The 24,566-nt window shown below is 71.1% G+C and carries 18 protein-coding genes, 1 tRNA gene and 1 pseudogene; 11 read left to right on the forward strand and 9 right to left on the reverse strand.

Features of this window, described 5'->3' with window-relative positions; translation table 11 throughout:
- Positions 1-244: 244 nt before the first annotated feature.
- Positions 245-988, reverse strand: coding sequence for an N-acetyltransferase (locus ACP4J0_RS00490; protein WP_426596580.1), 744 nt, complete (start codon positions 986-988; stop codon positions 245-247).
- A 176-nt stretch (positions 989-1,164) separates the two neighbouring features.
- On the opposite strand from ACP4J0_RS00490, the pseudogene ACP4J0_RS00495 reads away from it, so the two are divergent.
- A pseudogene (locus tag ACP4J0_RS00495) lies at positions 1,165-1,796 on the forward strand (GNAT family N-acetyltransferase).
- On the opposite strand, the gene ACP4J0_RS00500 reads toward ACP4J0_RS00495, so the two are convergent.
- On the reverse strand, positions 1,750-2,532 hold the full coding sequence (locus ACP4J0_RS00500) for an HNH endonuclease family protein (RefSeq protein WP_426596581.1): 783 nt from the start codon (positions 2,530-2,532) through the stop codon (positions 1,750-1,752). The pseudogene ACP4J0_RS00495 and the gene ACP4J0_RS00500 overlap by 47 nt on opposite strands.
- 134 nt (positions 2,533-2,666) lie before the next feature.
- On the opposite strand from ACP4J0_RS00500, the gene ACP4J0_RS00505 reads away from it, so the two are divergent.
- The gene (locus ACP4J0_RS00505; protein ID WP_426596582.1) at positions 2,667-2,864 is read left to right on the forward strand and encodes an antitoxin; all 198 of its coding nucleotides are present in this window, start codon (positions 2,667-2,669) and stop codon (positions 2,862-2,864) included.
- Positions 2,865-2,957: 93 nt separating this feature from the next.
- On the opposite strand, the gene mfd is transcribed toward ACP4J0_RS00505, so the two are convergent.
- The 6 genes from mfd to ACP4J0_RS00535 all read right to left on the reverse strand — a co-directional run bounded on the left by mfd (position 2,958) and on the right by ACP4J0_RS00535 (position 15,785).
- A complete protein-coding gene (gene mfd / locus ACP4J0_RS00510) occupies positions 2,958-6,491 on the reverse strand; it encodes a transcription-repair coupling factor (protein WP_426596583.1) in 3,534 nt (1,177 codons plus the stop codon).
- 457 nt (positions 6,492-6,948) lie between these two features.
- Positions 6,949-9,516: an ABC transporter permease gene (locus ACP4J0_RS00515; protein ID WP_426596584.1), complete on the reverse strand. Its 2,568-nt coding sequence runs from the start codon at positions 9,514-9,516 to the stop codon at positions 6,949-6,951.
- Complete coding sequence (locus ACP4J0_RS00520) at positions 9,513-10,301, reverse strand: ABC transporter ATP-binding protein (protein ID WP_426596585.1); 789 nt, start codon at positions 10,299-10,301, stop codon at positions 9,513-9,515. Before ACP4J0_RS00520 ends, ACP4J0_RS00515 begins: the two co-directional genes overlap by 4 nt.
- Positions 10,302-10,959: 658 nt before the next feature.
- Positions 10,960-11,850: a cellulose-binding protein gene (locus tag ACP4J0_RS00525; protein ID WP_426596586.1), complete on the reverse strand. Its 891-nt coding sequence runs from the start codon at positions 11,848-11,850 to the stop codon at positions 10,960-10,962.
- 166 nt (positions 11,851-12,016) lie between these two features.
- Positions 12,017-14,752 (reverse strand): SUKH-4 family immunity protein, encoded by a 2,736-nt coding sequence (locus ACP4J0_RS00530; protein ID WP_426596587.1) that lies wholly within the window; start codon positions 14,750-14,752, stop codon positions 12,017-12,019.
- A 7-nt stretch (positions 14,753-14,759) separates the two neighbouring features.
- The gene (locus tag ACP4J0_RS00535) at positions 14,760-15,785 is read right to left on the reverse strand and encodes an SMI1/KNR4 family protein (protein WP_426596900.1); all 1,026 of its coding nucleotides are present in this window, start codon (positions 15,783-15,785) and stop codon (positions 14,760-14,762) included.
- Positions 15,786-16,094: 309 nt separating this feature from the next.
- On the opposite strand from ACP4J0_RS00535, the gene ACP4J0_RS00540 reads away from it, so the two are divergent.
- Together ACP4J0_RS00540 and ACP4J0_RS00545 are read left to right on the forward strand one after the other, a co-directional pair.
- Positions 16,095-16,640, forward strand: a complete 546-nt coding sequence (locus tag ACP4J0_RS00540; RefSeq protein WP_426596588.1) for a YwqJ-related putative deaminase — start codon at positions 16,095-16,097, stop codon at positions 16,638-16,640.
- 178 nt (positions 16,641-16,818) lie between these two features.
- Positions 16,819-17,313 carry an SUKH-3 domain-containing protein gene (locus ACP4J0_RS00545; RefSeq protein WP_426596589.1) on the forward strand — a complete coding sequence of 165 codons (495 nt, stop codon included), beginning with the start codon at positions 16,819-16,821 and terminating at the stop codon, positions 17,311-17,313.
- Positions 17,314-17,331: 18 nt separating this feature from the next.
- On the opposite strand, the gene ACP4J0_RS00550 is transcribed toward ACP4J0_RS00545, so the two are convergent.
- On the reverse strand, positions 17,332-18,657 hold the full coding sequence (locus ACP4J0_RS00550; protein WP_426596590.1) for a histidine kinase: 1,326 nt from the start codon (positions 18,655-18,657) through the stop codon (positions 17,332-17,334).
- 135 nt (positions 18,658-18,792) lie between these two features.
- Between ACP4J0_RS00550 and ACP4J0_RS00555 the strand changes: the two genes are divergently transcribed.
- From ACP4J0_RS00555 to ACP4J0_RS00585, 7 genes are all read left to right on the forward strand, one after another.
- On the forward strand, positions 18,793-19,656 hold the full coding sequence (locus ACP4J0_RS00555; protein WP_426596591.1) for a hypothetical protein: 864 nt from the start codon (positions 18,793-18,795) through the stop codon (positions 19,654-19,656).
- A 14-nt stretch (positions 19,657-19,670) separates the two neighbouring features.
- Positions 19,671-19,745 (forward strand) — tRNA-Gln (locus tag ACP4J0_RS00560).
- Between the two features lie 110 nt (positions 19,746-19,855).
- Positions 19,856-21,304: a bifunctional UDP-N-acetylglucosamine diphosphorylase/glucosamine-1-phosphate N-acetyltransferase GlmU gene (glmU, locus tag ACP4J0_RS00565; protein WP_426596592.1), complete on the forward strand. Its 1,449-nt coding sequence runs from the start codon at positions 19,856-19,858 to the stop codon at positions 21,302-21,304.
- Positions 21,305-21,436: 132 nt separating this feature from the next.
- Positions 21,437-22,411, forward strand: a complete 975-nt coding sequence (locus ACP4J0_RS00570) for a ribose-phosphate diphosphokinase (RefSeq protein WP_426521235.1) — start codon at positions 21,437-21,439, stop codon at positions 22,409-22,411.
- A gap of 207 nt (positions 22,412-22,618) precedes the next feature.
- On the forward strand, positions 22,619-23,206 hold the full coding sequence (locus ACP4J0_RS00575) for a 50S ribosomal protein L25/general stress protein Ctc (RefSeq protein ID WP_426596593.1): 588 nt from the start codon (positions 22,619-22,621) through the stop codon (positions 23,204-23,206).
- Between the two features lie 100 nt (positions 23,207-23,306).
- Positions 23,307-23,903, forward strand: a complete 597-nt coding sequence (gene pth / locus ACP4J0_RS00580; RefSeq protein WP_426596594.1) for an aminoacyl-tRNA hydrolase — start codon at positions 23,307-23,309, stop codon at positions 23,901-23,903.
- Positions 23,904-23,998: 95 nt separating this feature from the next.
- Complete coding sequence (locus ACP4J0_RS00585; protein WP_426596595.1) at positions 23,999-24,529, forward strand: hypothetical protein; 531 nt, start codon at positions 23,999-24,001, stop codon at positions 24,527-24,529.
- The last annotated feature ends 37 nt before the right edge of the window (positions 24,530-24,566 follow it).

Raw genomic sequence — 24,566 nt, forward strand, 5'->3', positions numbered from 1 at the left:
CGCCCCGTCCGCGAGCGTTCACGGCACTCGCACGTCACGGCACTCCACGTCACAGCACTCGCACGTCACGGCTCACGCCTCATCGCGGCGTGCACACGCCACCGCTCGCGGTTCACGGTTCCCGACTCACCGCTCGCAGCTCAGCTCACTTCAGCTCACTTCAGCTCAGCTCAGCTCACGGCTCACCGAACCACCACTGGAAATCCTGGGGCGCCACGCACATCGACCCGCTGCCGTGCTCGGCTCAGAGTGCGTGCCGCATCCACACGTTGGGCTCGACGTACACCGCGTACCCGCGCTCCGGTTCGCAGCGCACCGGCACCAGGGCGCCGGGGACCTCGATGTCCCCGGCGGTGTCGAAGGGCAGTCCCGTCCACTGACGCCACTCGTCCAGCGAGCCGGAGACGGTCATGGAGGCCGGGGCCACCGAGTCGAGGGTGGCACCGGCACGGGCGTGGACGCGCAGCCACGGGTCGTGGGGCAGGCCGTCGGGGCGCAGGCGGCGGGCGTACTCCTCGATGGGGGTGTGTGGTTCGAGGTGCTTGGCGCTGGGGCGGACGGGGGCGACGACCTCGCGGAAACCGCGGGCGCGGGCGTTGTCGCGCATCGCGGCGAGCATCCGGCCGGACAGGCCGAGCCCCTGGGCGTGCGGGGCGACGGTGACGGAGACGGCGCTGACGGTGTCGGGGCGGACATCGCGGCGCAGGTCGCTGAAGGCCCAGACGAGCACCTCGCCCCAGCCACGCGCGGGCAGCGTGCCGCGTCCCTCCCTGTGCAGGGCGAACGGCACACTGTGGCTGTGCGCGACGACCTCGCCGTGCTCGTCCTCGGCGAACTGCACGTACTCCGGCAGTTCGACGGCGATGCGCGGGTAGTGGGCGTTGCCCGAGAGGTCCTCGACGGCGAACGCGGGCCAGCTGTCGGCCATTTCCCGGACCCGGTCCGTCATCTCCGGGCGTTCGGCGAGGCTCGATACCTTCAACTCCATGGCGCCACGGTAGGCAGGGATGCCGAGGCGGGGAAACGGGTTTTGCCCAGCGCCTCACCCACGGGTCATGGTCGGCGGCGCCGCCTCTCGTCCCGGACGCTTGCCGTCGGGGCGGCGCAGGCCGACGCCCCCGCCTTCGGCGTCCGCCACGGGCAACGCCGGTGCGAGGACGGGACATGGACGCTCTGGGTTTCCGTCTCGCCGAGGACGCCGACCTTGCCGCTGTCGTGCGCCTGCGCGACGACGCTGCCCGCTGGATGCCCGCCCAGGGTGTCGCTGGTCAGTGGAGTCCTGGCGAACTGACCGGGGACCACTTCCGCCGGATCACGCGGCACGGCGAGGTATGGATCGCGGAGGCCGCCGATCGCGTGGTCGGGGCCTGGGAACTGTGGTGGGAGGACGAGGAGGCATGGGGGCCGCAACCGCCGACGGCCGGCCATGTGCACCGTCTGATGGTGGACCACGGCAGTGTCCCGCCCGGGACGGGACGGCAGCTTCCGCGCCGCGCGGAGCGCCGCGTGGCCGAGGCGGGGCAGGGCGGGGCGGGGCAGGGCGGGGCGGGGCAGGGCGGACGTGGGTACGTCTGGACTGCCTGACCGGCAACACACGCCTGACCGCGTACTACCTCGACGCCGGCTACCGGGTTGCCGGACGCAAGGACGGCAAGCCGCAGCCGGGCGGGGTGCCCAAGTCGTTCACGCTTCCCGAGAAGCCGATCCGGGGCGAAGAGGCGCAGGGGGCCGGCGGGCGGCCGGTCTCCGTCAGCCGCCGCACTGCCGCAGCATCGCCTGCCGGTCCGGTGCGGTGACCGCCAGTTCGTACTTGGCGGCGACCTGGGCGAAGCGGACGGCGTACGCGCACCGGATCGGCTTGGCGGGCGGCAGCCAGGAGGCCGGTCCGGAGTCGCTTTTGGCGGAGTTGGCGCGGCCCTGGACGGGGAGCAGGTTGAGCGGGTCGTTCGCCAGTTGTTCGCGCTTGCTCTGCGGCCACCGCGAGGAGCCCATCTGCCAGCTGTACGACAGCGGCACGACGTGGTCGATCTGGACCTCGCTCGCCTCCTGCTTGCGCCACTCGATGGTCGTGCCGGTGTACGGATCGTCCAGCGTCATGGCGACGACCACGCAGTCGGAGCCGGAGCGGAAGCGCAGCTTCTGGCCGTCGCGTCTCAGCAGGTCGTTCCGCGTGTCGCAGCCGTTGCGGGCGAGCGGCACGCCGTCGGCCGAGTCCATCCAGGCGTAGCCGAACTCGTCACGGTCGTATCCGGTCCTGGGTCCGCGCCCCTTGGTCTTCAGGCCGTCGATGAGCTTCCGGGCCGTTGCCTCGTCGGTGTCGCCCGTGACCGGGCCGAGGCCGGGTTCGGTTCCGTCCGGGTTGCTCAGCGGGCTGACGGCCTGCCCTGCCGCCCGCCCCTCGGCCGGCGCCTCGGCACCGCTGCCCGCGGACGGGTCCCCGTCGTCCTGAGCTCCCTCGCATCCGGTGACCAGGGCCAGAGCGAGGGCCGCACCCGCGGCCCATCCGGTACGGATCCTGCTGTGCCGCCTCATGCGCGTCCTCCCCTTGCCGTTATGCCGTACCACCGTAGCGACGGAGAGGTCCAGACCATAGTGGGCTTTATTGGGCATGCCGGGCATATCTGCCGTACCGTCGAAAGTGAGTCACGCCTCGGAAGGAGCTCTGCATGGGCATCCTCGACAAGATGAAGAACATGGCCGGCAAGGACAAGGACAGGTCAAGAAAGGTGTCCGACGCCGCCGAACGCCAGGTCAACCAGAGGACCGGCGGCAAGTACGAGAAGCAGGTCGACGCCGCACAGCAGCGGGCCGAGGGCAAGCTCGGCTTCGGGCGCGGGCGGGGCGGCCACCGGCCGGAACGGTAGTAGGGCGCGACAGCGCGCCCACACCCCGAACACATCGGAAGCCGTCCACGGGCCTGGCCCCGTGGACGGCTTCCAGGCCTTCACGGCGGGCGGCTACGACCCCAGGATCGAGGTCAGGAACTCCCCCACCCAGCCGAGCAGTTCCCGCCCGACCAGCGGCTTTCCGCCCACCTTCGCGGTCTTCGGGCGCGGCACGAGGACCTGGTGGGCGCCCGCCTTGATGACGCTTCCGGGATAGAGCCGCTTGAGCCTCAGTTCCTGGGACTCGCGCAACTCCACGGGCGCGAAACGGATGTTGTTGCCTTGGAGCACGATCTCACCGACGGCGCACGCCCGCGCGAGCATCCGCAGGCCCGCAACCAGCAGCAGGTTTTCCACCGGTTCCGGCAACTTGCCGTAGCGGTCGACGAGTTCCTCGCGTACGGCCTTGATGTCCTCCTCGCTGTTGGCGGAGGCGATGGACCGGTACGCCTGGAGCCGCAGCCGCTCGCCGGGGGCGTAGTCGTGCGGGACGTGCGCGTCGACGGGCAACTCGATCTTGACCTCGAGCGGCTGCTCCTCCTCCACGCCGCCCTCCAGGGAGGCCCGGTAGTCCGCGACCGCCTCGCCGACCATCCGCACGTACAGGTCGAAGCCGACACCCGCGATGTGGCCGGACTGCTCGCCGCCCAGCAGGTTGCCCGCGCCGCGGATCTCCAGGTCCTTCATCGCCACGTACATGCCCGCGCCCATCTCGGTGTGCTGGGCGATGGTGGCGAGCCGCTCGTGCGCGGTCTCCGTCAGCGGCTTCTCCGGCGGGTAGAGGAAGTACGCGTACCCGCGCTCCCGTCCTCGGCCGACCCGGCCGCGCAGCTGGTGGAGCTGGCTGAGACCGAAGTTGTCGCCGCGCTCGACGATGAGGGTGTTGGCGTTGGAGATGTCGATGCCGGACTCGACGATGGTCGTGGAGACCAGCACGTCGAACTTCTTCTCCCAGAAGTCGACGACGACCTGTTCGAGGGCCTGCTCCGACATCTGGCCGTGCGCGGTGGCGATCCGCGCCTCGGGGACGATCTCCCGGAGCTTGGCCGCCGCGCGGTCGATGGACTCGACGCGGTTGTGGATGTAGAAGACCTGACCCTCGCGCAGCAGCTCGCGGCGGATGGCGGCGCCGATCTGCTTGTGCTCGTAGGGGCCGACGAAGGTCAGCACCGGGTGGCGCTCCTCCGGCGGGGTGGTGATCGTGGACATCTCGCGGATGCCGGTGACCGCCATCTCCAGGGTGCGCGGGATGGGGGTGGCGGACATGGTCAGGACGTCGACGTTGGCGCGGAGCTTCTTCAGCTGCTCCTTGTGCTCGACGCCGAAGCGCTGCTCCTCGTCGACGATGACCAGGCCCAGGTCCTTGAACTTCGTCTCGGAGGAGAACAGGCGGTGGGTGCCGATGACGATGTCCACCGAGCCCTCGCGCAGACCCTCCAGCGTCGCCTTCGACTCGGTGTCGGACTGGAAGCGGGACAGCGCCCGCACGTTCACCGGGAACTGGGCGTACCGCTCGCCGAACGTCCCGAAGTGCTGCTGCACCAGCAGGGTCGTCGGCACGAGAACGGCCACCTGCTTGCCGTCCTGGACGGCCTTGAAAGCGGCGCGGACCGCGATCTCGGTCTTGCCGTAGCCGACGTCGCCGCAGATGAGGCGGTCCATGGGGACGGTCTTCTCCATGTCCTCCTTGACCTCGGCGATGGTGGTGAGCTGGTCCGGGGTCTCCGCGTACGGGAAGGCGTCCTCCAGCTCGCGCTGCCAGGGGGTGTCCGCGCCGAACGCGTGACCGGGCGCCGCCATCCGCGCGCTGTACAGCTTGATCAGGTCGGCGGCGATCTCCTTGACCGCCTTCTTCGCGCGGGCCTTGGTCTTGGTCCAGTCGGCGCCGCCCAGGCGGTGCAGGGTGGGGGCCTCCCCGCCGACGTACTTGGTGATCTGCTCCAGCTGGTCGGTGGGGATGTAGAGCCGGTCGCCGGGCTGGCCGCGCTTGGCGGGGGCGTACTCCACGACCAGGTACTCGCGGGTGGCGCCCTGCACGGTGCGCTGAACCATCTCGATGTAGCGGCCCACGCCGTGCTGCTCGTGGACGATGTAGTCGCCCGCCTCCAGGGTGAGCGGGTCGATGGTCTTGCGGCGCCGGGCCGGCATCCGGGCGCCCTCGCGGCCGGCGGCCTTCTGCCCGGTCAGGTCGGTCTCGGTGAGCACGGCCAGCTTGAGGGCCTGGTCGACGAAGCCGTGGTCGACGGAGCCGCAGGAGACGTGCACGACGGAGGGGCTGAGGGTGCCGAGGTCGTTGTCCAGGCGGGCCGCGATGCCCTCGCCGCCGAGGACCTCGACGGTGCGGGCGGCCGGTCCGTGGCCCTCGGTGACGTAGACCGTGCGCCAGCCGTCGGCGAGCCAGCCCTTGGTGTCGGCCAGCGCCTTGGCGGTGTCGCCGCGGTAGCTCTCCGGGGCGTGCATGCCGAGCTTGAGCGTGTCGGCGTCGTCCAGCGCGTCGTCGGCGGCGAACGGCGAAACCGACCACCACATCATGTCCAGCTCACGGGCCCGCTCCCGGACGTCCGCAATGGACCACAGGGAGGCCGCGTCCACGTCGATCGGCGCCTCGCCGCCGCCCGCGGTGGCGGCCCAGGACGCCTGGAGGAACTCCTGGCTCGTGGCCACGAGGTCGGCGGCCCGGGTGCGCACCCGCTCGGGGTCGCAGACCAGGGCCATGGCGCCCTTGGGCAGTACGTCCAGCAGGAGTTCCATGTCGTCGACGAGGACGGGTGCCAGGGACTCCATGCCCTCCACCGCGATGCCCTCGGCGATCTTGCCGAGCAGTTCGCCCAGCTCGGGGTGGTCCTCGGCGAGGACCCGTGCCCGCTCCCGTACGTCCTCGGTGAGGAGCAGCTCGCGGCAGGGCGGGGCCCACACGCCGTGCTCGGCGACCTCCAGGGAGCGCTGGTCGGCGACCTTGAAGTAGCGGATCTCCTCGACGTCGTCGCCCCAGAACTCGACGCGGAGGGGGTGCTCCTCGGTGGGCGGGAAGACGTCCAGGATGCCGCCGCGCACCGCGAACTCGCCGCGCTTCTCCACCAGCTCCACACGCGCGTACGCGGCGGCTGCCAGGGCTTCGACGACCTCGTTCAGGTCGGCGCTCTGCCCGGTGCGCAGCGCCACCGGCTCCAGGTCGCCGAGGCCCTTGACCTGGGGCTGGAGCACGGAGCGTACGGGTGCGACGACGACGGAGACCGGGCCGGTCTCGGGGTCGTCGGGGCGGGGGTGGGCCAGGCGCCGCAGGACGGCGAGGCGGCGGCCGACGGTGTCGCTGCGGGGGCTGAGCCGTTCGTGCGGAAGGGTCTCCCAGGAGGGGTACTCCACGACGCCCTCCGGGGGCAGCAGGGAGCGCAGAGCGGCGGCCAGGTCCTCCGCCTCGCGTCCCGTCGCGGTCACCGCCAGCACGGGGCGGCCGGTCTCGCGGGCCAGCGCGGCGACCGAGAAGACCCGGGCGGCGGGCGGGCCGACCAGGTCGACGTGCATGCGGTTGCCGTCTGCGGCCGCCGTGATCGCTTCCGCGAGGGCGGTGTCCTTGACGACGGCGTCGAGCAGACCGTGCAGACTCATTGAGTGGGCGCTTCCGTCCTGGGGTGCCGGGGTGGACAACACGAGTAGCCCGACGCGGTGAGGGCCGGGGGTGTCCAGCGTACGACGCTGCGCTCGTCGGCGTCGGGGCTGTGGATGACGTCCGTTGCCAGGTTGACCGGCATGGCGGGGGCCCCACGAAGGGCTCCGCCCTCCCTGGCCCCTGGCCGTTGTCCCCTGGCCCCTGGTTCCCTGCCTCCCTCTGTCTCCTTGGCCCCTGGCTCCTGTCTCCCCCTGTCCCCGTGGCCTGCGCACGGCCCCCTGCCCGGAGAGGTCACCCCCCGACACGGCCGGCCGGAGGACAGCCCGTCGAAGGCGGCCGGAGGGGGCAGCCCGTCGAAGGGCCGGAGGCAGCGACGAGCCCGGTGCCGGACGCCCTCCAGGACGTTCCGGCACCGGGCACTCCCCCACGACCCCCGTGCGTGGTGGCCGTCGGTCGCTACTCCGTCGCGATCGCGTTCAGGACGTTCATGCGGCCCGCACGGAACGCCGGCACCAGGGCGGCGAACAGGCCCACGAAGGCCGAGCCGATGAAGACGCCGATGATCGTCGGCCAGGGGATGTCGAGGACGTTCAGTCCCTCCAGCGCGAGCAGCTTCTGCGCCGTGGCGCCCCAGCCCATGCCCAGCCCCAGGCCCAGCAGGGCACCGAAGAGGGCGATGACGACGGACTCCATCCGGATCATCCGGCGCAGCTGGCGGCGGGAGAGGCCGATCGCCCGCATCAGGCCGATCTCGCGGGTCCGCTCGACCACCGACAGGGCCAGGGTGTTCACCACACCGAGGATCGCGACGATGATCGCCAGGGCGAGCAGGCCGTAGACCATGTTCAGCAGCTGGCCGACCTGGTCCTTCAGCTCCTGCTTGTAGTCGGTCTGGTCGGCCACCTGGTACTGCGGGTAGGCGTCCAGGGACTTCTTCAGCGCCGCGTAGGCCTGGTCCGCCTGGCCCTCCTCGGCCTTGGCGAGCATCATCATGTTCGGCGGGATGTTCTCGGCCGGCAGGTACTTCCGCATCGTCTCGATGCTGACGTACCGCGCGCCCTGGTCGATGGCGACGTCGTCGCTGGTGATCGCGGCGACCTTGAGCTTCGCGGTCTCGCCGCCCTTGAAGGCCACGGAGATCGTGTCGCCGACGTGCACCCCGTGCTTCTCGGCGTAGTCCGAGCCGACCGACATGGCGTCGGTGCCGTAGGCGGCGGAGAGCTCGCCCTCCGTCGTCGTGCGGCGCACGTCCTCGGCGTAGGTCGGGTCGGCGGCCGTGACCCCGTCGTCGTCGGTCTTGCCGTCGGGCGAGGTCAGCGTGGCGTCGAGCACCTTGTAGCGGGTGACGTGCTCCAGGCCGGGCGTGTCCTGCATCGCCTTCTCGGCCTGCGGCACGATCCGCTGGTTGCCCTGGACGATGAAGTCCGCGCCGACCGTCTTGTCCAGCTCACCCGTGGCCGAGGCGACCATGGAGGAGCCGACGACGGAGAGGCAGGCCACCAGCGCGAGGCCGATCATCAGGGCGGCACCCGTGGCGCCGGTGCGGCGCGGGTTGCGCAGGGCGTTGCGCTCGGCCAGCCGTCCCACCGGACCGAAGGCCCGCAGCAGGACCGCGCTGATCACCCGCACCACGAAGCCGGCCAGCAGCGGGCCGACGACGACGAAACCGATGAGGGTCAGCACGATGCCCGCGCCGAGCATCAGCGCACCGTCGCTCGCCTTGTCGGCGGCGGCGGCCGTGAGCAGGGCGGCGGCACCGGCGCCGGTGAGCACCAGGCCGATCAGACCGCGTATCCGGCCGGCCTTGCCGTCGGCCGGCGTACCGGCGTCGCGCAGGGCTGCCATCGGGGAGATCTTGCCGGCGCGACGGGCCGGGAGGTAGGCGGCCAGGACGGTGACCACGACACCGAGGACCAGGCCCACCACGGGGGTCGCCGTCTTGATGGTCAGGTCGTCGGTGGACAGGTTCATGCCCGCCGCCGACATCAGCTTCATCAGGCCGACGGCTATTCCGACACCGGCCGCGACGCCGAGGACGGAACCGACGATGCCGAGGAGCAGCGCCTCGACCAGCACCGAGCGGTTGACCTGCCGGCGGGAGGAGCCGATGGCCCGCATCAGGCCGATCTCGCGGGTGCGCTGGGCGACCAGCATCGAGAAGGTGTTGATGATCAGGAAGATGCCGACCAGGAACGCGATCCCGGCGAAGCCGAGCATGGCGTACTTGATGACGTCCATGAACTCGCCGACGTCCGCACGGCCTTCGTCGGACGCCTCCTTGGCCGTCTGGACCTTGTAGGCGCCGCCGTCCAGGGCCTCGGAGACGTTCTGCTTGAGCTGAGCGTCGGTGACGCCGGACGCCGCGGTGACGTTGAACTGGCTGAAGCGGTCCTCGCCGCCGAGCAGTTGGCGCTGGGCGGTGGGGGTGTCGAAGTAGACGACCGCGGCACCGGGGTTGGTGACGGTGAAGGAGGCGATGCCGACGATCTTCGCCTTGAAGTCGCCGGTCTGCGCGATGGTGCGCAGCTCGTCGCCGATCTTCAGGTCGTGCTTGTCGGCGGTGTCGGAGTCGACCATCGTCTCGGTCGGGCCGCGCGGCGCGTGCCCCGAGGTGATCTCCATGGACCGCAGGTCGTTCTTGGTCCAGTTCCCGGCGAACGTCGGGGCACCGCTGGTGGCGCCCACGTTGTCGTTGTCGGCGTCGACGACGGTCACGTTCATCGAGACGACCGCGCCCTCGACCGATGCCACGCCGTCGGCCGAGCGGATCTGCTCCAGCGTGGACGCCGGCAGCGACTCGGGCACCCCGTTCTGCGGCGTGTCCTCGGCCTCGGCGTCCTTCGGGGCGACCGTCACGTCCGACGAGGTGACCGCGAAGAGCTTGTCGAAGGTGGTGTTCATGGTGTCCGTGAACACCAGGGTGCCGCACACGAACGCGACCGACAGCAGCACCGCCACCGCCGAGAGCGCCATGCGGCCCTTGTGCGCGAGGAAGTTGCGCATCGAGGTCTTGACGACGGTCATGACGTGCGCCCCCGGGCGTCGAAGTCCTTCATGCGGTCGAGGACGGCGTCCGCGGTCGGCTTGTACATCTCGTCGACGATCCGGCCGTCGGCGAGGTACAGCACCCGGTCCGCGTAGCTGGCGGCCACCGGGTCGTGGGTGACCATCACGATGGTCTGGCCCAGCTCGTCCACCGACCGGCGCAGGAAGCCCAGGACCTCGGCGCCGGCGCGCGAGTCTAGGTTTCCGGTCGGCTCGTCACCGAAGATGATCTCGGGCCGGGCGGCCAGCGCCCGCGCCACCGCGACACGCTGCTGCTGACCACCGGAGAGCTGCGTCGGCCGGTGCTTGAGCCGCCCGGCGAGCCCCACGGTCTCCACCACGCGGTCCAGCCACGCCCGGTCGTACTTGCGCCCGGCGATGTCCATGGGCAGCGTGATGTTCTCGATCGCGTTCAGCGTCGGGAGCAGGTTGAACGCCTGGAAGATGAACCCGATCCGGTCCCGGCGCAGTTGCGTGAGCTTCTTGTCCTTCAGACCGGTGATCTCGGTGTCGTCGAGGTAGATCTGCCCGCCGGTGACGGTGTCCAGACCGGCCAGGCAGTGCATCAGCGTGGACTTGCCGGACCCCGACGGCCCCATGATCGCGGTGAACTGACCACGGGCTATGTCCACGTCCACGTGGTCGAGGGCGACCACCCGGGTCTCACCCGATCCGTACGCCTTCACGACCTGCCGCGCCCGCGCGGCAACGGCCGTACGCCCTCCGGTGCTCCCGTGCGTGGGAATACTCACGGCCGATGTCATGTCAAGTCTCCTATGTCGGTCATCAGATGAGCCGCCGGTGCCGGCGGCGGGCGCTGGTCGGTACTGGTGAACGCGGTGCTGCGACCCGTCCCGGTGTACGGGCCGCCGTGCGTGTGCCGTGCTGCTACATCGAAGAGTCTGGCCGGACCGGAGAGCGACCGCCCTGGTGTTCAGCGCACTCTTTCCCTGGGGAAAACCCCACCCCCACGGGTCCGGTTCGCCGCCCCCCGGCGACGTAGGACCAGGTTAAGGACACCACCGGGCCCCTCTCGTCCTCCGACGGTACGAGCCGTCCCCAGGCCGTAGTACGGAGGTACCCCTAGGGGCAGTACACCCTTCGGCGGAACCCACCTCAGGGTCGTCCTCCTTCCCGAGGCGCATCGAGCATCCGCCCTCCCCCGACGTCAGGGGCAAGCCCAAGACCCAACCCCTGGGCTTCACCTGAGGCCGCCCGGGCACGCCGCCGAGGCCGGCCGGCGCAAGGCGCAGGCCGGCCTCGGCACCACGAGACCTTGACGGGCTGGACCCCGACGGGGCGGCACACCGGGACGAGTGACGGCGCGGCACACCGGGACGAATGACGGCGCGGCACACCGGTTCTGGCGACGGCGCGGTACACCGAGGCGAGTGAAGTGGCCGGGCAAGCGGGCCCGAGGCGTCACTCCACCGCCCGGCCCGTCAGCGAACGGAGATTGCTGCGTACGGAGGCCACATGGGCCTGGAGTTCGTCCCACCGCGCCCCGTGCTCACGCAGCACCCGCTCCGTCTCGCGGGCGATCCGTTCCTGACACAGCCGGGCCTCGGCGACCACCTCGGCCGCCCGGGCCCGGGCCTCCTCCTGCCGCCTCCCGGCCGCCTCCCCGGCATCGGCCAGGGCCTGCCGAGCCTCGTACAGATCCTGCTCGGCGCGCGCCAACAGCTCCGCGTGGTACGCGTCCAGGGCGCGCGCCCGCTCGTCCTCCGCCCGCTCCTCCCCGGCCCACCTCTGCGCGTGCTCCCTGCTCTGCTCGGCCAGCATCCCGGTGGTGCGCCTCCGCATCTCGCGCAGCACGCACAGCGCCTCTCCGCGCCCCTCCCGCACCTCGCGCCGCGCCGCGATCCGCGTCTCGTCGGCCTCCGCACGCGCCGCGAGCAGCCGCCGCCGGGCCCGTTCGTCGGCCTCGGCGCGTACGGCTTCGGCGTGCGCCTGAGCTGCCGCACGCACACCGGACGCGTGCGCCCGCGCATCCTCCACCAGGCGTTCCGCCGCGCTCCGCGCCCCCTCCCGTACCGCCTCGGCCTCCTCCTGACCGAGCCGGAAGAGACGCCTCGCGCGCTCCCCGAGCGTCTCGTAGCTCTGCGACTCCAGCCGTGCGACGACATCCAGGAGGTCCTCCAGCTCCTCCTCCATCTCCCGGGCGAGCACGGTGAGCCGGGCGGCCCGCTCCCAGGCCGCGTCCCGCTCCTCGAAGAGCGCCGCGGCACACTCCTCCACCTGCTCGGGCCGGTAGCCGCGCTCACGCCCGCGTACGGTCACGAAGCCGTGGGGAGACGCCGATGCGCCGCTCATGCTCAACACCCCTGTGATGCACTGCCGCACTAAATGGACTTAACCGACTTTATGGATCGGAAGTAAAGCCTCATAATGCGACACACCGCACAGAAACGGGCGGGGCCCGGTCGCCTCACAGGTCGACCGGGCCCCGCCCGCCGGGTACGTCAGCGGCGCCGCCGCGTCACAGCAGCCCGTCCCACATCTGCTCGAGCAGCACCGACCACCAGCTCTCCGGCGACCCGAGCGCCGCCGGGTCCAGCGCGGCCAGCTGAGCCTGGAAGTCCACCGTCCAGCGGCCCGCCTGCTCCTGGTTCAGACCGAACCTGAGCCGCCACATCCGGCCCAGCAGCGCCAGGGAACGCGCGAACTCCGGCAGCCCCGTGTTCACGAACTGCGGCGGCACCGGCGCACCACCCGGCCCCGCCTCCACCGGCACCGCCACGATGGCCGCCGTGCCGTACTGCACACAGATCGCCCGGCCGAAGTCACTGCCCACGACCAGGTACGAACCCGCGTCCGACGCCGGCTGCACCCCGCGCTCCGCCGCCAGCTCCGCCAGCGTCGGCACCGGACGCCCCGGCTGGGCCTGCGCCCAGAAGAACGGGCCCATGTCCATCGGCAGACCCGCCGCCACCAGCGTGTGCGCCACGATCGGCGGCACCCCCTGCCGGGACACCGCGGCCTGCTCGAACCGGAAGACACCCGGACCGAACGCGCCGCCCAGTTCCTGCCCGATGGCCTCCGGCGGGATCGGCGGCGCCGGCTGCACCTGCGGCAGCGGAGCACGCACCGGCGCCGGACGGGCCGGCCCGTCGGCCACCTGATGCAACTCGCCCTGGTGCGCCAGCAACTGCCGCATGCCCTGCTGCCGGCTCGCGTGATCCGCGCCGTACGGCGCGATGGATGTGATCCGCGCCTGCGGCCACTGCTCCCGGATCATCCGCGCACAGTAGGCACCCGGCAGCTCGCACGACTCCAGCTCCGTGTGCAGCTCCAGCACCTGGTCCGGCGGCACGTTCATGCCCCGCAGCTCGTGGAAGATCTGCCACTCGGGGTGCGGCGTACCCGGCGCCGAACGCCGGATCAGCTGCTGCTCGGAACCGTCCTGGGCGCGGTAGCGCAGCACGGCCTGGTAGCCGGGGCCGACGGTCGGCAGACCGGCCGGCTGCTGCTGCTGCTGCGGATAGCCGTACGCCGGCGGCGCACCGGGCACCGGCCCGCCGGGCGGCGGCACGGCACCGGGCGGCATGGGCTGTCCGGCGCCCGGGGCACCGGGGACACCCGGTCCACCGGGGACGCCAGGAGCACCCGGCGGAGGCGGAGGCGCACCGGGGCCGCCCACCGCAGGCCCGGCCAGCACGGTCTGCGCATGGTGCACGGCACCGCCCGCACCGCCCGAGGAACCCCGCGGGCCGGGCCCGCCGGGAACGCCGGGGGCGCCGGGAGGGGCAGGCGGAGGCGGCGTACCCGGACCACCGGACGCGCCCGGGACGCCGGGCGCGCCAGGAGGAGCGGGCGGAGCGGGCGGCTGAGGCCCACCGCCACCCGTCCGGCCCGGGTCGGCCAGCATCGTGGCGGCATGGTGCATCCCACCGGGAGGCGTACCACCGGGAGGCATCCCACCCGCGGGCGTCCCACCAGGCGCGCCCGGCGGGGGCGGCGTGGCCGGACCACCGCCCGGGCCCTCGGGGCCGAGCGACGACACCAGCTGCGTCGGCACGTAACCACCCGCCGGTGCGGCCGGCGCCGACGGGGGAGGCGTACTCCCCGGCCCTGCACCCGGCACACCCGGGGCCCCCGGCGGAGGCGGCGTGGTCGAACCACCGCCACGGCGCGGCGGAGGCGTCGCCTTGCGGGTCGCGGCGTCGGCGATGTCCCCGGCCGGCGGCGCGAGCGGCTGGGCCGGCGTGGCCGACGCACCCGGGCCGGCCGACGCACCTGGGCCGGCCGACGCACCCGGACCAGCGGGCTGCTGCGGAGCGTGCGGCGCCGACGGCGCGGACGCGGCCGGCGCGTTCGAGTCGTCGATCGCCGGCGCGAGCGCCGTCGGCGGAAGCCCACTGCCGCCCGACATCAGCGCCGTCTTCGCGTCCGGCGCCGCCGCGGGCGGCGGCGCGTCGTCGTCGGCACCGCTCAGCGGCGGCGCGAACACGGTCTGGGGCAGCGGTACGGAACGGTCCTCACCGGCGTCCGCGTTGGTGTCCGTCCCCGCCCAGGGCGTCGCCCCGGCAGGCGCACCCGGCGCACCGGACGCACCCGTCCCGGAGCCACCGGCACCACTCGCCCCGGCAGCCGGCCACGCGGCACCGCTCCCCTGCGCGTCCACCGAAGCCGCAGGGGCCGGAGGGACCGCAGGAGCCACAGGAGCCACAGGAGCTGACGGCACCCCACCCTGCGTCTCAGGAAGCGCACCACCCCCAGCCCCGGCCCCGGACCCAGCCCCGGCACCACCACCACCACCACCACCACCACCGGTGTCACCACCACCACCGGTGTCACCGACACCACCCCCGCCGCCCTGCTCCCCCCGCCGACGGTCCGGAATACCCAGCTTGTCCGCCGCCTCCTGCAACCACTCCGGCGGAGTCAGCAAGAACGACGTCTGATTCAGATCCACCCGCGCCGCAGGTGCCGCCACCGGCTCCGCGGCCTCCTCCGGACGGCCGTACTCCTCCTCGTACCGGCGGATCACCTCACCCACCGGCAACCCCGGCCACAGCGTCGCCTCACCGCTGTCCCGCGCGATCACCAGCCGGTGCACGCCCCCGTCCGAACGCGGCCCGTCCGCACGGTCCTCGGCCCACACCACGAACCCGAGCTCGAACTCCCGCACCCGCACCTCACGGTGCTGGTACGCCGGCAGCTCGCCGTTGACCCACTCCTCCGCGCGCTCCTGCGCCTGCGCGAACGTCACCATCGCCAGCTCACTCCCCTACCGACGCCGACGCCACGGGCACCGCACGCGCGAACCCACCGTCCACCATCAGGTTCGCCACCGTCTCCAACTCCGGCGGGGACCCCGCCAGCCGCGACAGAAACGCGTCGAAATCCTCACCGCACGGCAGCAGCAACCGCTCCACCCGATCCGCCGGCGGCACCGAGGGGTCCACGTCCCGCACATCGTCGTAGGCGCAGAACCACACCGAACCGATCCGCTCCCCCTTGACCTTCACCGCGAGCAGACCGCCCTGCACGAACGCGACGCCCAGATAGTCCTTGGTCAGGTGATCCCGCAGACACTTGTTGACATAGACCAGGTCATTGACCGCCGCCTCCTCACGCACCGTGAAGAACGGCTGGTCCACCAGCAGACCCAGCTCCGCGTCCAGCGCCGTACCCACCGGCGCACAGCCACCCGCCGCCTTCAGGAACGACCGGTACGCACCCGGCAGCCGGTACCCGAGGTCCTCCTCGACCCCCTGCACCATCTGCTCCGACACCGCCACACCCGACTTCGGCAGACCGAAATGCGCCGGACGCGTCTCCTGCAACGGCCGCGTCCCCCGCTTGCCCTGGTCCACCGCCGCCGTCGCCAGCCCACCGTGATGCCGCAGCAGCGCCTTCACCTCGACCGGCACCAACTCCATCCGCCGCGACCCGGCCACGTGATGCCACGTCCAGCCGTGCGGCGTCGCCACCGCCGGCACCGTGTCCCACAGCTCGTGCCCCGACGCCGACAACGCCGCGTTCGCCGACACGTAGTCCGTCAGCCGCAACTCGTCGACCCCGAACCCCTCCGGCGGATCCGCGATCTCCGCGACCGCACGGGCGTACGGCGAGAAGACGGGATAACCACCCTCGTCCACCCGTACCCCTCGCGGGTGACGCGCCGCCCGCACCGGATCCGGAAAATGCACGACCTGCCCGGCGTAGGCCGCGTTCGGCGGCGCGGCGTGTCCCCCGGCCTGGCGGCCGGGAGGTGCCCCCAGCCCGAGCCGACCTGTCGTCATGGCGGTTGCCCCCTGCGGCGTCTGTCTGATCAGTCTGCACTGATTGTCTGCACTGTCCGGACTGATTGCCTGCACTGTCCGGTCACCGCACGCGATCGCGGTGCCGACAGCCTATGCGGTACGGCAAGACCGGTCACCGGCACCGGACCCCGCACCCGGCCACCACCCCTCCGCTTCCGTGACCAGCCGTCACCCTGCCGTGACGCAACGCCCACACCCGGGCGTGTCACCCCGCCCCAGCTTCCACAGCCGCCCCGGGATTTGGCACTCTGTGACCTTCGGGGGGATGCTCAGGAGGGGAAGATGATCATGAGTGCGACACAGGCAGGGCCCCACACCGGGCGGTCCGACGACCCCCGCGGAGCCGACCCCCGCGGCGGCGACCCCCGCATCGGCTGGAGCGCCACCGAAACCCTCCACGCCCCCACCCTCCAGCACCGCCGCGACGGCATCCTCCCCACCGTCGCCGCCGCACTCTCCGTCCGCGGCACCACCCTCACCGGCACCGCCACCCGCGCCGACACACCCCCCGCCCTGCACCACCTCGTACAGGACTTCCTCGACACCCTCACCAGCGGCCAACGAGACCGCTACACCGGCCGCTGCGCCGAAACCATCCTCATCTCACGCCACCTCGCCACCGCCGACGCCGCCCGCAGCAAACGCGCGTCACGCAAACCCATGACCAACGGCGAAGCCCGCAAAGCACTCAAACACGCCAAACTCACCACCCGCCGCATCCGCGAGGACGGCGACCCCCTCCACGGCGGCTTCGCCACACCCTGCCGCGCCTGCACCGCCCTCACCGCCCACTTCGGCGTCCGCATCGTCGACCCCACGACGAACGACGACTGACACCGGCCACCGGCCACCGGCCACCACCCCCGAAGCCGAACCCGAAGCCGAACCCGAACCCGACACCAACGCCGACACCCCCCACCCCCACACCGCACGGCACCACCAAGCGACCGAGCCGACCGAGCCGACCGAGCCGACCGAGCCGACCAAGCCGACCAAAACGAACCAAGGGCAGATGCACGCCGACCGCACCTCCACCACCCGCTTCCCCGTCCCCGTCGACGCCGCCCTCCGCGACGCCGGCTGGCAACCCGGACGCTGGGACATCAAACAGGCCGAAATCTGGGCCGACACCCTGCGCGGACACACCTCACCCGCAGGACACCGACACACCGTCTTCCCCGCCGCAGTAGAAGCCTGGGCCGAATTCGGCAGCCTCCACATCACCCCCACCGGCCCCGGCCGCCAAATCGCCCCCGCCACCCTCCACCTCGACCCCCTCCACGGCCTCCACATGGCCCGCACCCTCGGCGACCTCGGCCGCGCCCTCGGCACCCAGACCTGCCCCCTCGGCACCGAAACCGACAGCCACGCCCTCATCGCCATCGACACCGAAGGCCGCGTCTACGCCCTCGACCACACCGGCGACTGGTACCTCGGCCCCACCATCGACCAAGCCCTCGCCACCCTCGTCGCAGGCACCCAGCCCACCCGCCTCACCACCGGCTGACCGACCCCACCGACACGGCTACGAAGCCGGAATCACCGCCGACACCCGGAAACCCCCCGCATCCGTCGGCCCCGACACGAACACACCCCCCAGAGCAACCACCCGCTCCTTCATCCCCACCAACCCATTGCCCCCCGACGGCAACCGCGCCGACGACGCCTGCGACACCTCCGGCGGCGGCTCGTTCTCCACCTGCATCGCGATCTCCGACACCCGGTGCGCCAACCGCACATACGTCTTCGCACCCGCCGCATGCTTGTGCACGTTCGTCAACGCCTCCTGCACCACCCGGAACGCCGTCGACTCCACCTCCACCGCATACGACCGCCCCTCCCCCTCCACCGACAGATCCACGACCATCCCGGCCGCCTCCGACTGCCCGATCAACTCGTCCAGCTCGGACAGCCACGGCCCGTCCACCGACGACTCCCCACCCTCCGCGGCCCGCGAAGCCGCCACCGCCGCGGCCACCCCCACCGCCGCCAACGGCGGCGACGCCGACGCCCGCTCGGCACCCCCACCACCCCCACCACTGCGCAGCACCCCGAGCATCTCCCGCAACTCCGTCAACGCCTGCCGCCCCATGTCCCCCACCAGCGCCGCGTTCTTCACCGCCTTCTCCGGATCCTTCCGCGCCACCGCCTGCAACGCCGCCGCGTGCACCACCATCAGACTCACCCGATGCGCCACCACGTCGTGCATCTCCCGCGCGATCCGCGTCCGCTCCTCACCCCGCGCCCACTCCGCACGCTCCTCCGCACGCTCCGCCAGCAACTGCAGCTCCCGCTCCAGACTGTCCGCCCGCTCCCGCAGACTCTCCATCAACCGCCGCCGCTGCCCCACGTACAGCCCCAGCAGCAACGGCGGCGCGGTCGCCCCCAGCGACATCGTGATCGACGCGAACGGCAGGAACCAGTCCCCGAACTGCAAGTCCTCGCGCGCCGCGTCCTGCCCCAGCCGGACGAACGTCACGATCAACGTCCCCAGCAACGACATCCCGGCCAGCGCACCGATGATCCGCCGCGGCAACTCCGACGCCGCCAGTGTGTACAGGCCGACGATGCCCATCAGAAGGCCCATCTGCGCCGGCGTGATGGCGATCGCCACCAACACCACCGCGATCGGCCACTTCCGCCGCACCACCAGCACCGAACCGGCCAGCAACCCGAAGACGACCCCCGCCGCCCACGGAATCCCGGCATCCCGCGCGAACGGAAACCCCTCCGCCGCGCACTCCAACGCGGACACGACACCGAGGCTCACATCGAGCACCGCACCGCGCCGCCTGTCCCACCACCAAGGCCCTCCCCGGGCCGGTACGTGGTCTTCCCCCGTCGTGGTCATGCCCTCCAGCCTACGGGCGGCGGGCGGCACATTTCCGGCGACTTTCGACAAGCGATACGACGCGATACCCCTCGAACTGGTGAACCACGCGGCGTTCACCTCCGGTAGCGGGGATTCCGGCCGGACGGTATGCCCATGACTCACTCACAGAACAAGTACGCGGACTTCGAGGGACTGCGGGAGCGGGCGGTGGCGCTGCGGCGCGAGGGCCTGAGCCGCCGCCAGATCCGCGACCGGCTCCACGTCGACAACAACGACATCCTCAACCGGCTCCTGGAGGGCGAGCCGCCCCCGGAATGGACGAAGCGCCCGAACGCGAAGGACGACCTGCGGGAGAGGGCAAGGGAGCTACGGCTCCAAGGGTGGACGTACGACCGGATCCAGGTGGAGCTGGGGTGCAGCAAGAGCTCGATCTCGCTCTGGGTGCGGGACTTGCCGAAACCGGAGCGACGTAAACGGACACGTAAGGAAGCTTCGGCGATCGCAAAACGCGGCTGGGAGGCGACGCTGCGTCTTCGAGAAGAGGAACGTCAGCGAACCAGGCAGGTAGCAGCTCAGGAGATCGCACAGATGACCGACCGCGAGCTGTTCCTGGTGGGCGTGGGTCTCTACTGGGCCGAAGGCTCCAAGAGCAAGCCGTACCGGCGACAGGAGCGGGTTACCTTTGTCAACAGCGACCCAGACATGATCACGCTCTTCCTAGCCTGGCTGCGCCTGCTCCGCGTTGAGCCGGAGCGCCTCAAGTTCGCCGTGCACATCCACGAGACCGCCGACGTGACAGGCGCCGAGCAGTTCTGGACAGACCATGTGGGCATTGAACGAACAGCGCTTCTCAAGACGACGCTGAAGAAGCACAACCCCAGCACGAACCGCAAGAACACTGACGAGACCTACTACGGCTGCCTCCGCGTCGATGTCCGTGCAGGAGCCGATTTGTACCGTCGCATCGAAGGCTGGTGGTCTGGCATGGTGGTGGAGGCCAAGCGGCGAACCGCGTAGGCTGCACCCGGTAATCCCCCGTGGTGTAATCGGCAACACACGTCGCTTTGGACGATGTATTTCAGGTTCGAGTCCTGGCGGGGGAGCCATGCTCGGTTCGGGCCCTGACCGCATAGTCAGGGCCCGCACTCATGTCCCCCACAAACCACCCCGGTATCCTGCGGATGTCCACCCCCACCCCTCAGCCGAAGGGCATCCCGTGAGCGCCATTCGCCCGGCAGCCGTCGTCGTTCTCGCAGCGGGTGAGGGCACCCGTATGAAGTCGGCCACACCCAAGGTCCTGCACGAGCTGTGCGGCCGGTCCCTCGTGGGGCACGTGCTCGCCGCCGCCGGTGAACTGGACCCGGAGAACCTGGTCGTCGTCGTCGGGCATGCCCGCGAGAAGGTCACCGCGCACCTCGCCGAGGTCGCCCCCGACGTACGTACCGCCGTGCAGGAGCAGCAGAACGGCACCGGGCACGCGGTGCGGATGGGGCTGGAGGCGCTGGGCGGTGCCGTGGACGGCACGGTGGTGGTCGTCTGCGGTGACACTCCGCTGCTCACCGGTGGGACGCTGCAGGCGCTCGCCGCCACGCACTCGGCCGACGGGAACGCGGTGACGGTGCTGACGGCGGAGGTGCCGGACGCGACGGGGTACGGCCGGATCGTGCGGGACGGGGCTTCCGGTGCGGTGACCGCGATCGTGGAGCACAAGGACGCGTCGGAGTCGCAGCGGGCGATCCGTGAGATCAACTCGGGTGTGTTCGCCTTCGACGGGCGGTTGCTCGCGGACGCGCTGGGGAAGGTGCGGACGGACAACAGCCAGGGTGAGGAGTACCTGACGGACGTCCTCGGCATTCTGCGTGAGGCGGGGCACCGGGTGGGTGCGTCGGTGGCCGGTGACCACCGGGAGATCGCGGGGATCAACAACCGGGTGCAGCTCGCCGAGGCCCGTCGGATTCTCAACGACCGGTTGCTGACCGGTGCCATGCTGGCCGGTGTGACGGTGGTGGATCCGGCGACGACGTGGGTCGATGTGACGGTGACCTTCGGGCAGGACGTGGTCGTGCACCCGGGTACGCAGTTGCTGGGCTCGACGCACCTGTCCGAGGGGTGCGAGGTGGGGCCGAACTCGCGTCTCACCGACACGCGGGTGGGTGCCGGCGCGCGCGTCGACAACACGGTGGCGCTCGGTGCCGAGGTCGGTCCGCAGGCGACTGTGGGTCCGTACGCGTATCTGCGTCCGGGTACTCGTCTGGGGCTGAAGGCGAAGATCGGTGCGTACGTCGAGACGAAGAACGCGTCGATCGGTGAGGGGACGAAGGTCCCGCACCTCTCCTATGTGGGTGACGCGACGATCGGTGAGTACACGAACATCGGTGCCGCGAGCGTGTTCGTGAACTACGACGGGCAGGACAAGCACCACACCACGATCGGTTCGCATTGCCGTACGGGTTCGGACAACATGTTTGTGGCTCCTGTCACGGTGGGGGACGGTGCTTACACGGCTGCGGGGTCGGTGATCACGAAGGATGTGCCGCCCGGTTCGCTGGCCGTGGCCCGGGGCCAGCAGCGGAATATCGAGGGTTGGGTGGCTCGGAAGCGTCCGGGGAGCGCGGCGGCGAAGGCGGCCGAGGCGGTGTCCCGGGAGGCCGGCGGCGAAGGCTGACCGGAAACCGGCGCGTCGAACACGGCGTACCGTGATAAGTGCACATCCGCACCCCACCAGCTGAGACGCCTCCCGCACCCAGCCGGAAGAGCCTGTGACGCTCAGCTGCGAAACCTCTGAGGAGAAAGTGCTGTGACCGGGATCAAGACGACCGGCGAGAAGAAGATGATGTTCTTCTCCGGCCGCGCCCACCCCGAGCTTGCCGAGGAGGTCGCCCAGCAGTTGGGTGTCGGGGTCGTCCCGACGAAGGCCTTCGATTTCGCGAACGGCGAGATCTATGTGCGGTATCAGGAGTCGGCACGTGGTGCGGACTGCTTTCTGATCCAGAGCCACACGGCTCCGATCAACAAGTGGATCATGGAGCAGTTGATCATGATCGATGCTCTGAAGCGTGCGTCGGCGCGCTCCATCACGGTCATCGTGCCGTTCTACGGTTACGCGCGGCAGGACAAGAAGCACCGGGGGCGTGAACCGATTTCGGCGCGTCTGATCGCCGATCTGATGAAGACGGCGGGTGCTGACCGGATTCTGACCGTGGATCTGCACACGGATCAGATTCAGGGCTTCTTCGACGGTCCTGTCGATCATCTGTTCGCGCTGCCGCTGCTCGCGGACTACGTGGGTGCGAAGGTGGACCGGTCGAAGCTGACGGTGGTGTCTCCGGACGCGGGCCGGGTGCGGGTGGCGGACCGGTGGTGCGACCGGTTGGGTGCGCCGCTGGCGATCGTGCACAAGCGGCGTGACAAGGACGTGGCGAACCAGGTGACGGTGCACGAGGTCGTCGGTTCGGTGGAGGGCCGGATCTGCGTTCTGGTGGACGACATGATCGACACGGGTGGCACGATCTGTGCGGCGGCGGACGCGTTGTTCGCGCATGGTGCGGAGGACGTCATCGTGACGGCGACGCACGGTGTGCTGTCGGGTCCGGCGGCGGACCGGCTGAAGAACTCGAAGGTGAGTGAGTTCGTGTTCACGAACACGCTGCCGACGCCGAACGAGCTGGAGCTGGACAAGATCACGGTGCTGTCGATCGCGCCGACGATCGCGCGTGCGGTGCGTGAGGTGTTCGAGGACGGTTCGGTGACGAGCCTGTTCGACGAGCAGTGAGCGTCGCGCAGTAACCGTTCTGCAAGATCGCCCCGCAGAGATCGTTTTGGGTACGGCCTTCCTCTCCGAGTAGACTGCTGAAGTTGCTCGGCGAGGGAGGCCGTACCCGTTTTCGCGGGTGTGGCGGTCCGTAATCGACGCGCTCTTCGTAGCAGGCCGTTCGTGGCCGGGTGACCACGTCCGTTCTGCTTTCCACGAGGAGTGATCATGGCTGAGGTAAAGCTCACCGCCGAGACCCGTACCGAGTTCGGCAAGGGTGCCGCGCGTCGTATCCGTCGTGACAACAAGGTTCCGGGTGTTCTGTACGGCCACGGTTCGGACCCGATCCACCTGACCCTGCCGGGCCACGAGCTGCTGCTCGCGCTGCGTACCTCCAACGTGCTGATCGCGCTGGACATCGACGGCAAGACCAACGAGCTGGCGATCCCGAAGTCGGTCCAGCGTGACCCGATCAAGGGCTTCCTGGAGCACGTGGACCTGCAGCTGGTGACGCGCGGCGAGACCGTGTCGGTCGAGATCCCGGTGCAGGCCGAGGGCGAGCTGGCCCCGGGTGGCTTCCTGCTGGAGTACGTCCTGGACGCGCTGCCGGTCGAGGCCGAGGCCACGCACATCCCGCAGCAGGTCACCGTGTCGGTGGCGGGTCTGGAGGCCGGTGCCTCGATCCTCGCCAAGGACATCGCGCTGCCGTCCGGTGTGAAGCTGGACGTCGACGGTGACACCGTGGTCCTGCAGGTGCTGTCGGCGCAGGCCGAGGAGGCCCCCGCCGAGGGTGGCGACGAGGCCGCCGAGGCCTGATCCTCCACGGTCAACGATGGGTCGGCCGCTGCTCCCGTGCGGGGCAGCGGCCGACGCGTATGCAGGTGACGGGTCCGATGGATACGAAGGAGACACGGACGTGACGACGGACGCGGGTGCGCCCTGGCTGGTGGCCGGTCTCGGCAACCCGGGCCCCGAGTACGCCGCGAACCGGCACAACGTCGGTTTCATGGTGGCGGATCTGCTGGCGGAGCGGATCGGGGCGCGGTTCAAGCGGCACGGCAAAGCGCAGGCGCAGGTGGTCGAGGGGCGGATCGGGCCGCCCGGGCCGGCCGGCCGGCGGGTGGTCCTGGCGAAGCCGATGTCGTTCATGAACGTGTCGGGCGGGCCGGTGACGGCGCTGCGGGACTTCTACAAGGTGCCGGTTTCGAACATCGTGGCGGTGCACGACGAGCTGGACATCGACTACGGCGTGCTGCGGCTGAAGCTGGGCGGCGGGGACAACGGGCACAACGGGCTGAAGTCGATCACGAAGGCGCTGGGCGCCGACTACCACCGGGTGCGGTTCGGGATCGGCCGGCCGCCGGGGCGGATGCAGGTGGCGGACTTCGTGCTGCGGGACTTCTCGTCGACGGAGCGCAAGGAGCTGGACTACTTCGTGGACCGGGCGGCGGACGCGGTCGAGGCGCTGGTGATCGAGGGGCTGGAGCGGGCGCAGAGCACGTACAACTCCTGACGCGCGTCGTCCGCCGCTGTACAACTCCCGACTTGTCCGTCGATGGTGCGCGGGTGAGTTGACCGGGCGCGCAGGTATGGCCAATGATCCCGGCCATGCCTGCCTCAGCCGCTGCCCCTGCCGCTGTCCCTGCCGCCGCCGTCGTCGCCGCCCGTTCCCGTCGGGCCTCGCGTGCCGTGCTGCGGTTCGGCCGGGTCGCGGCGATGGGGACGGTCACCGCGCTGATCCTGATCGCGGGGGTGTGGGCGTCCTGGGGTACGGCGCAGCACGTGCTGCTGACCAAGGGCCGGGAGCGGGGCACGGTCGAGGTGACGCGGTGCGGCGGGGGTTCGTGCAGTGGGCCGTACGCGCCGGTGTCGGCGGGGTCGCAGGCGCGGGAGCGGGTCGTCATCGAGGATTCGGTCGCCGTGGCGGAGGGTCGGACGTACTCGGTGGTGATGAAGCCCGGCGGTGACGACGTGGTGCGTTCGGGCCCGGCCGGCGTGCTGTACGCGTGGGTGCCGTTGGGTGGTGCGCTGCTGCTGGCGTCGGTGATGGTGGCGGGCGGTCTGCGTCGTACGCGGGCGGCGTGGGTGATGGCCGGGTCGGGTGTGGGGCTGCTGACGGCGGCGTTCTTCGCGGTGTGAGTCTCCGGCGCACACAGACGTGACGGTGCCCCCGTGC

Source organism: Streptomyces sp. WG7 (genome assembly GCF_049975785.1).
Lineage (GTDB): Bacteria > Actinomycetota > Actinomycetes > Streptomycetales > Streptomycetaceae > Streptomyces.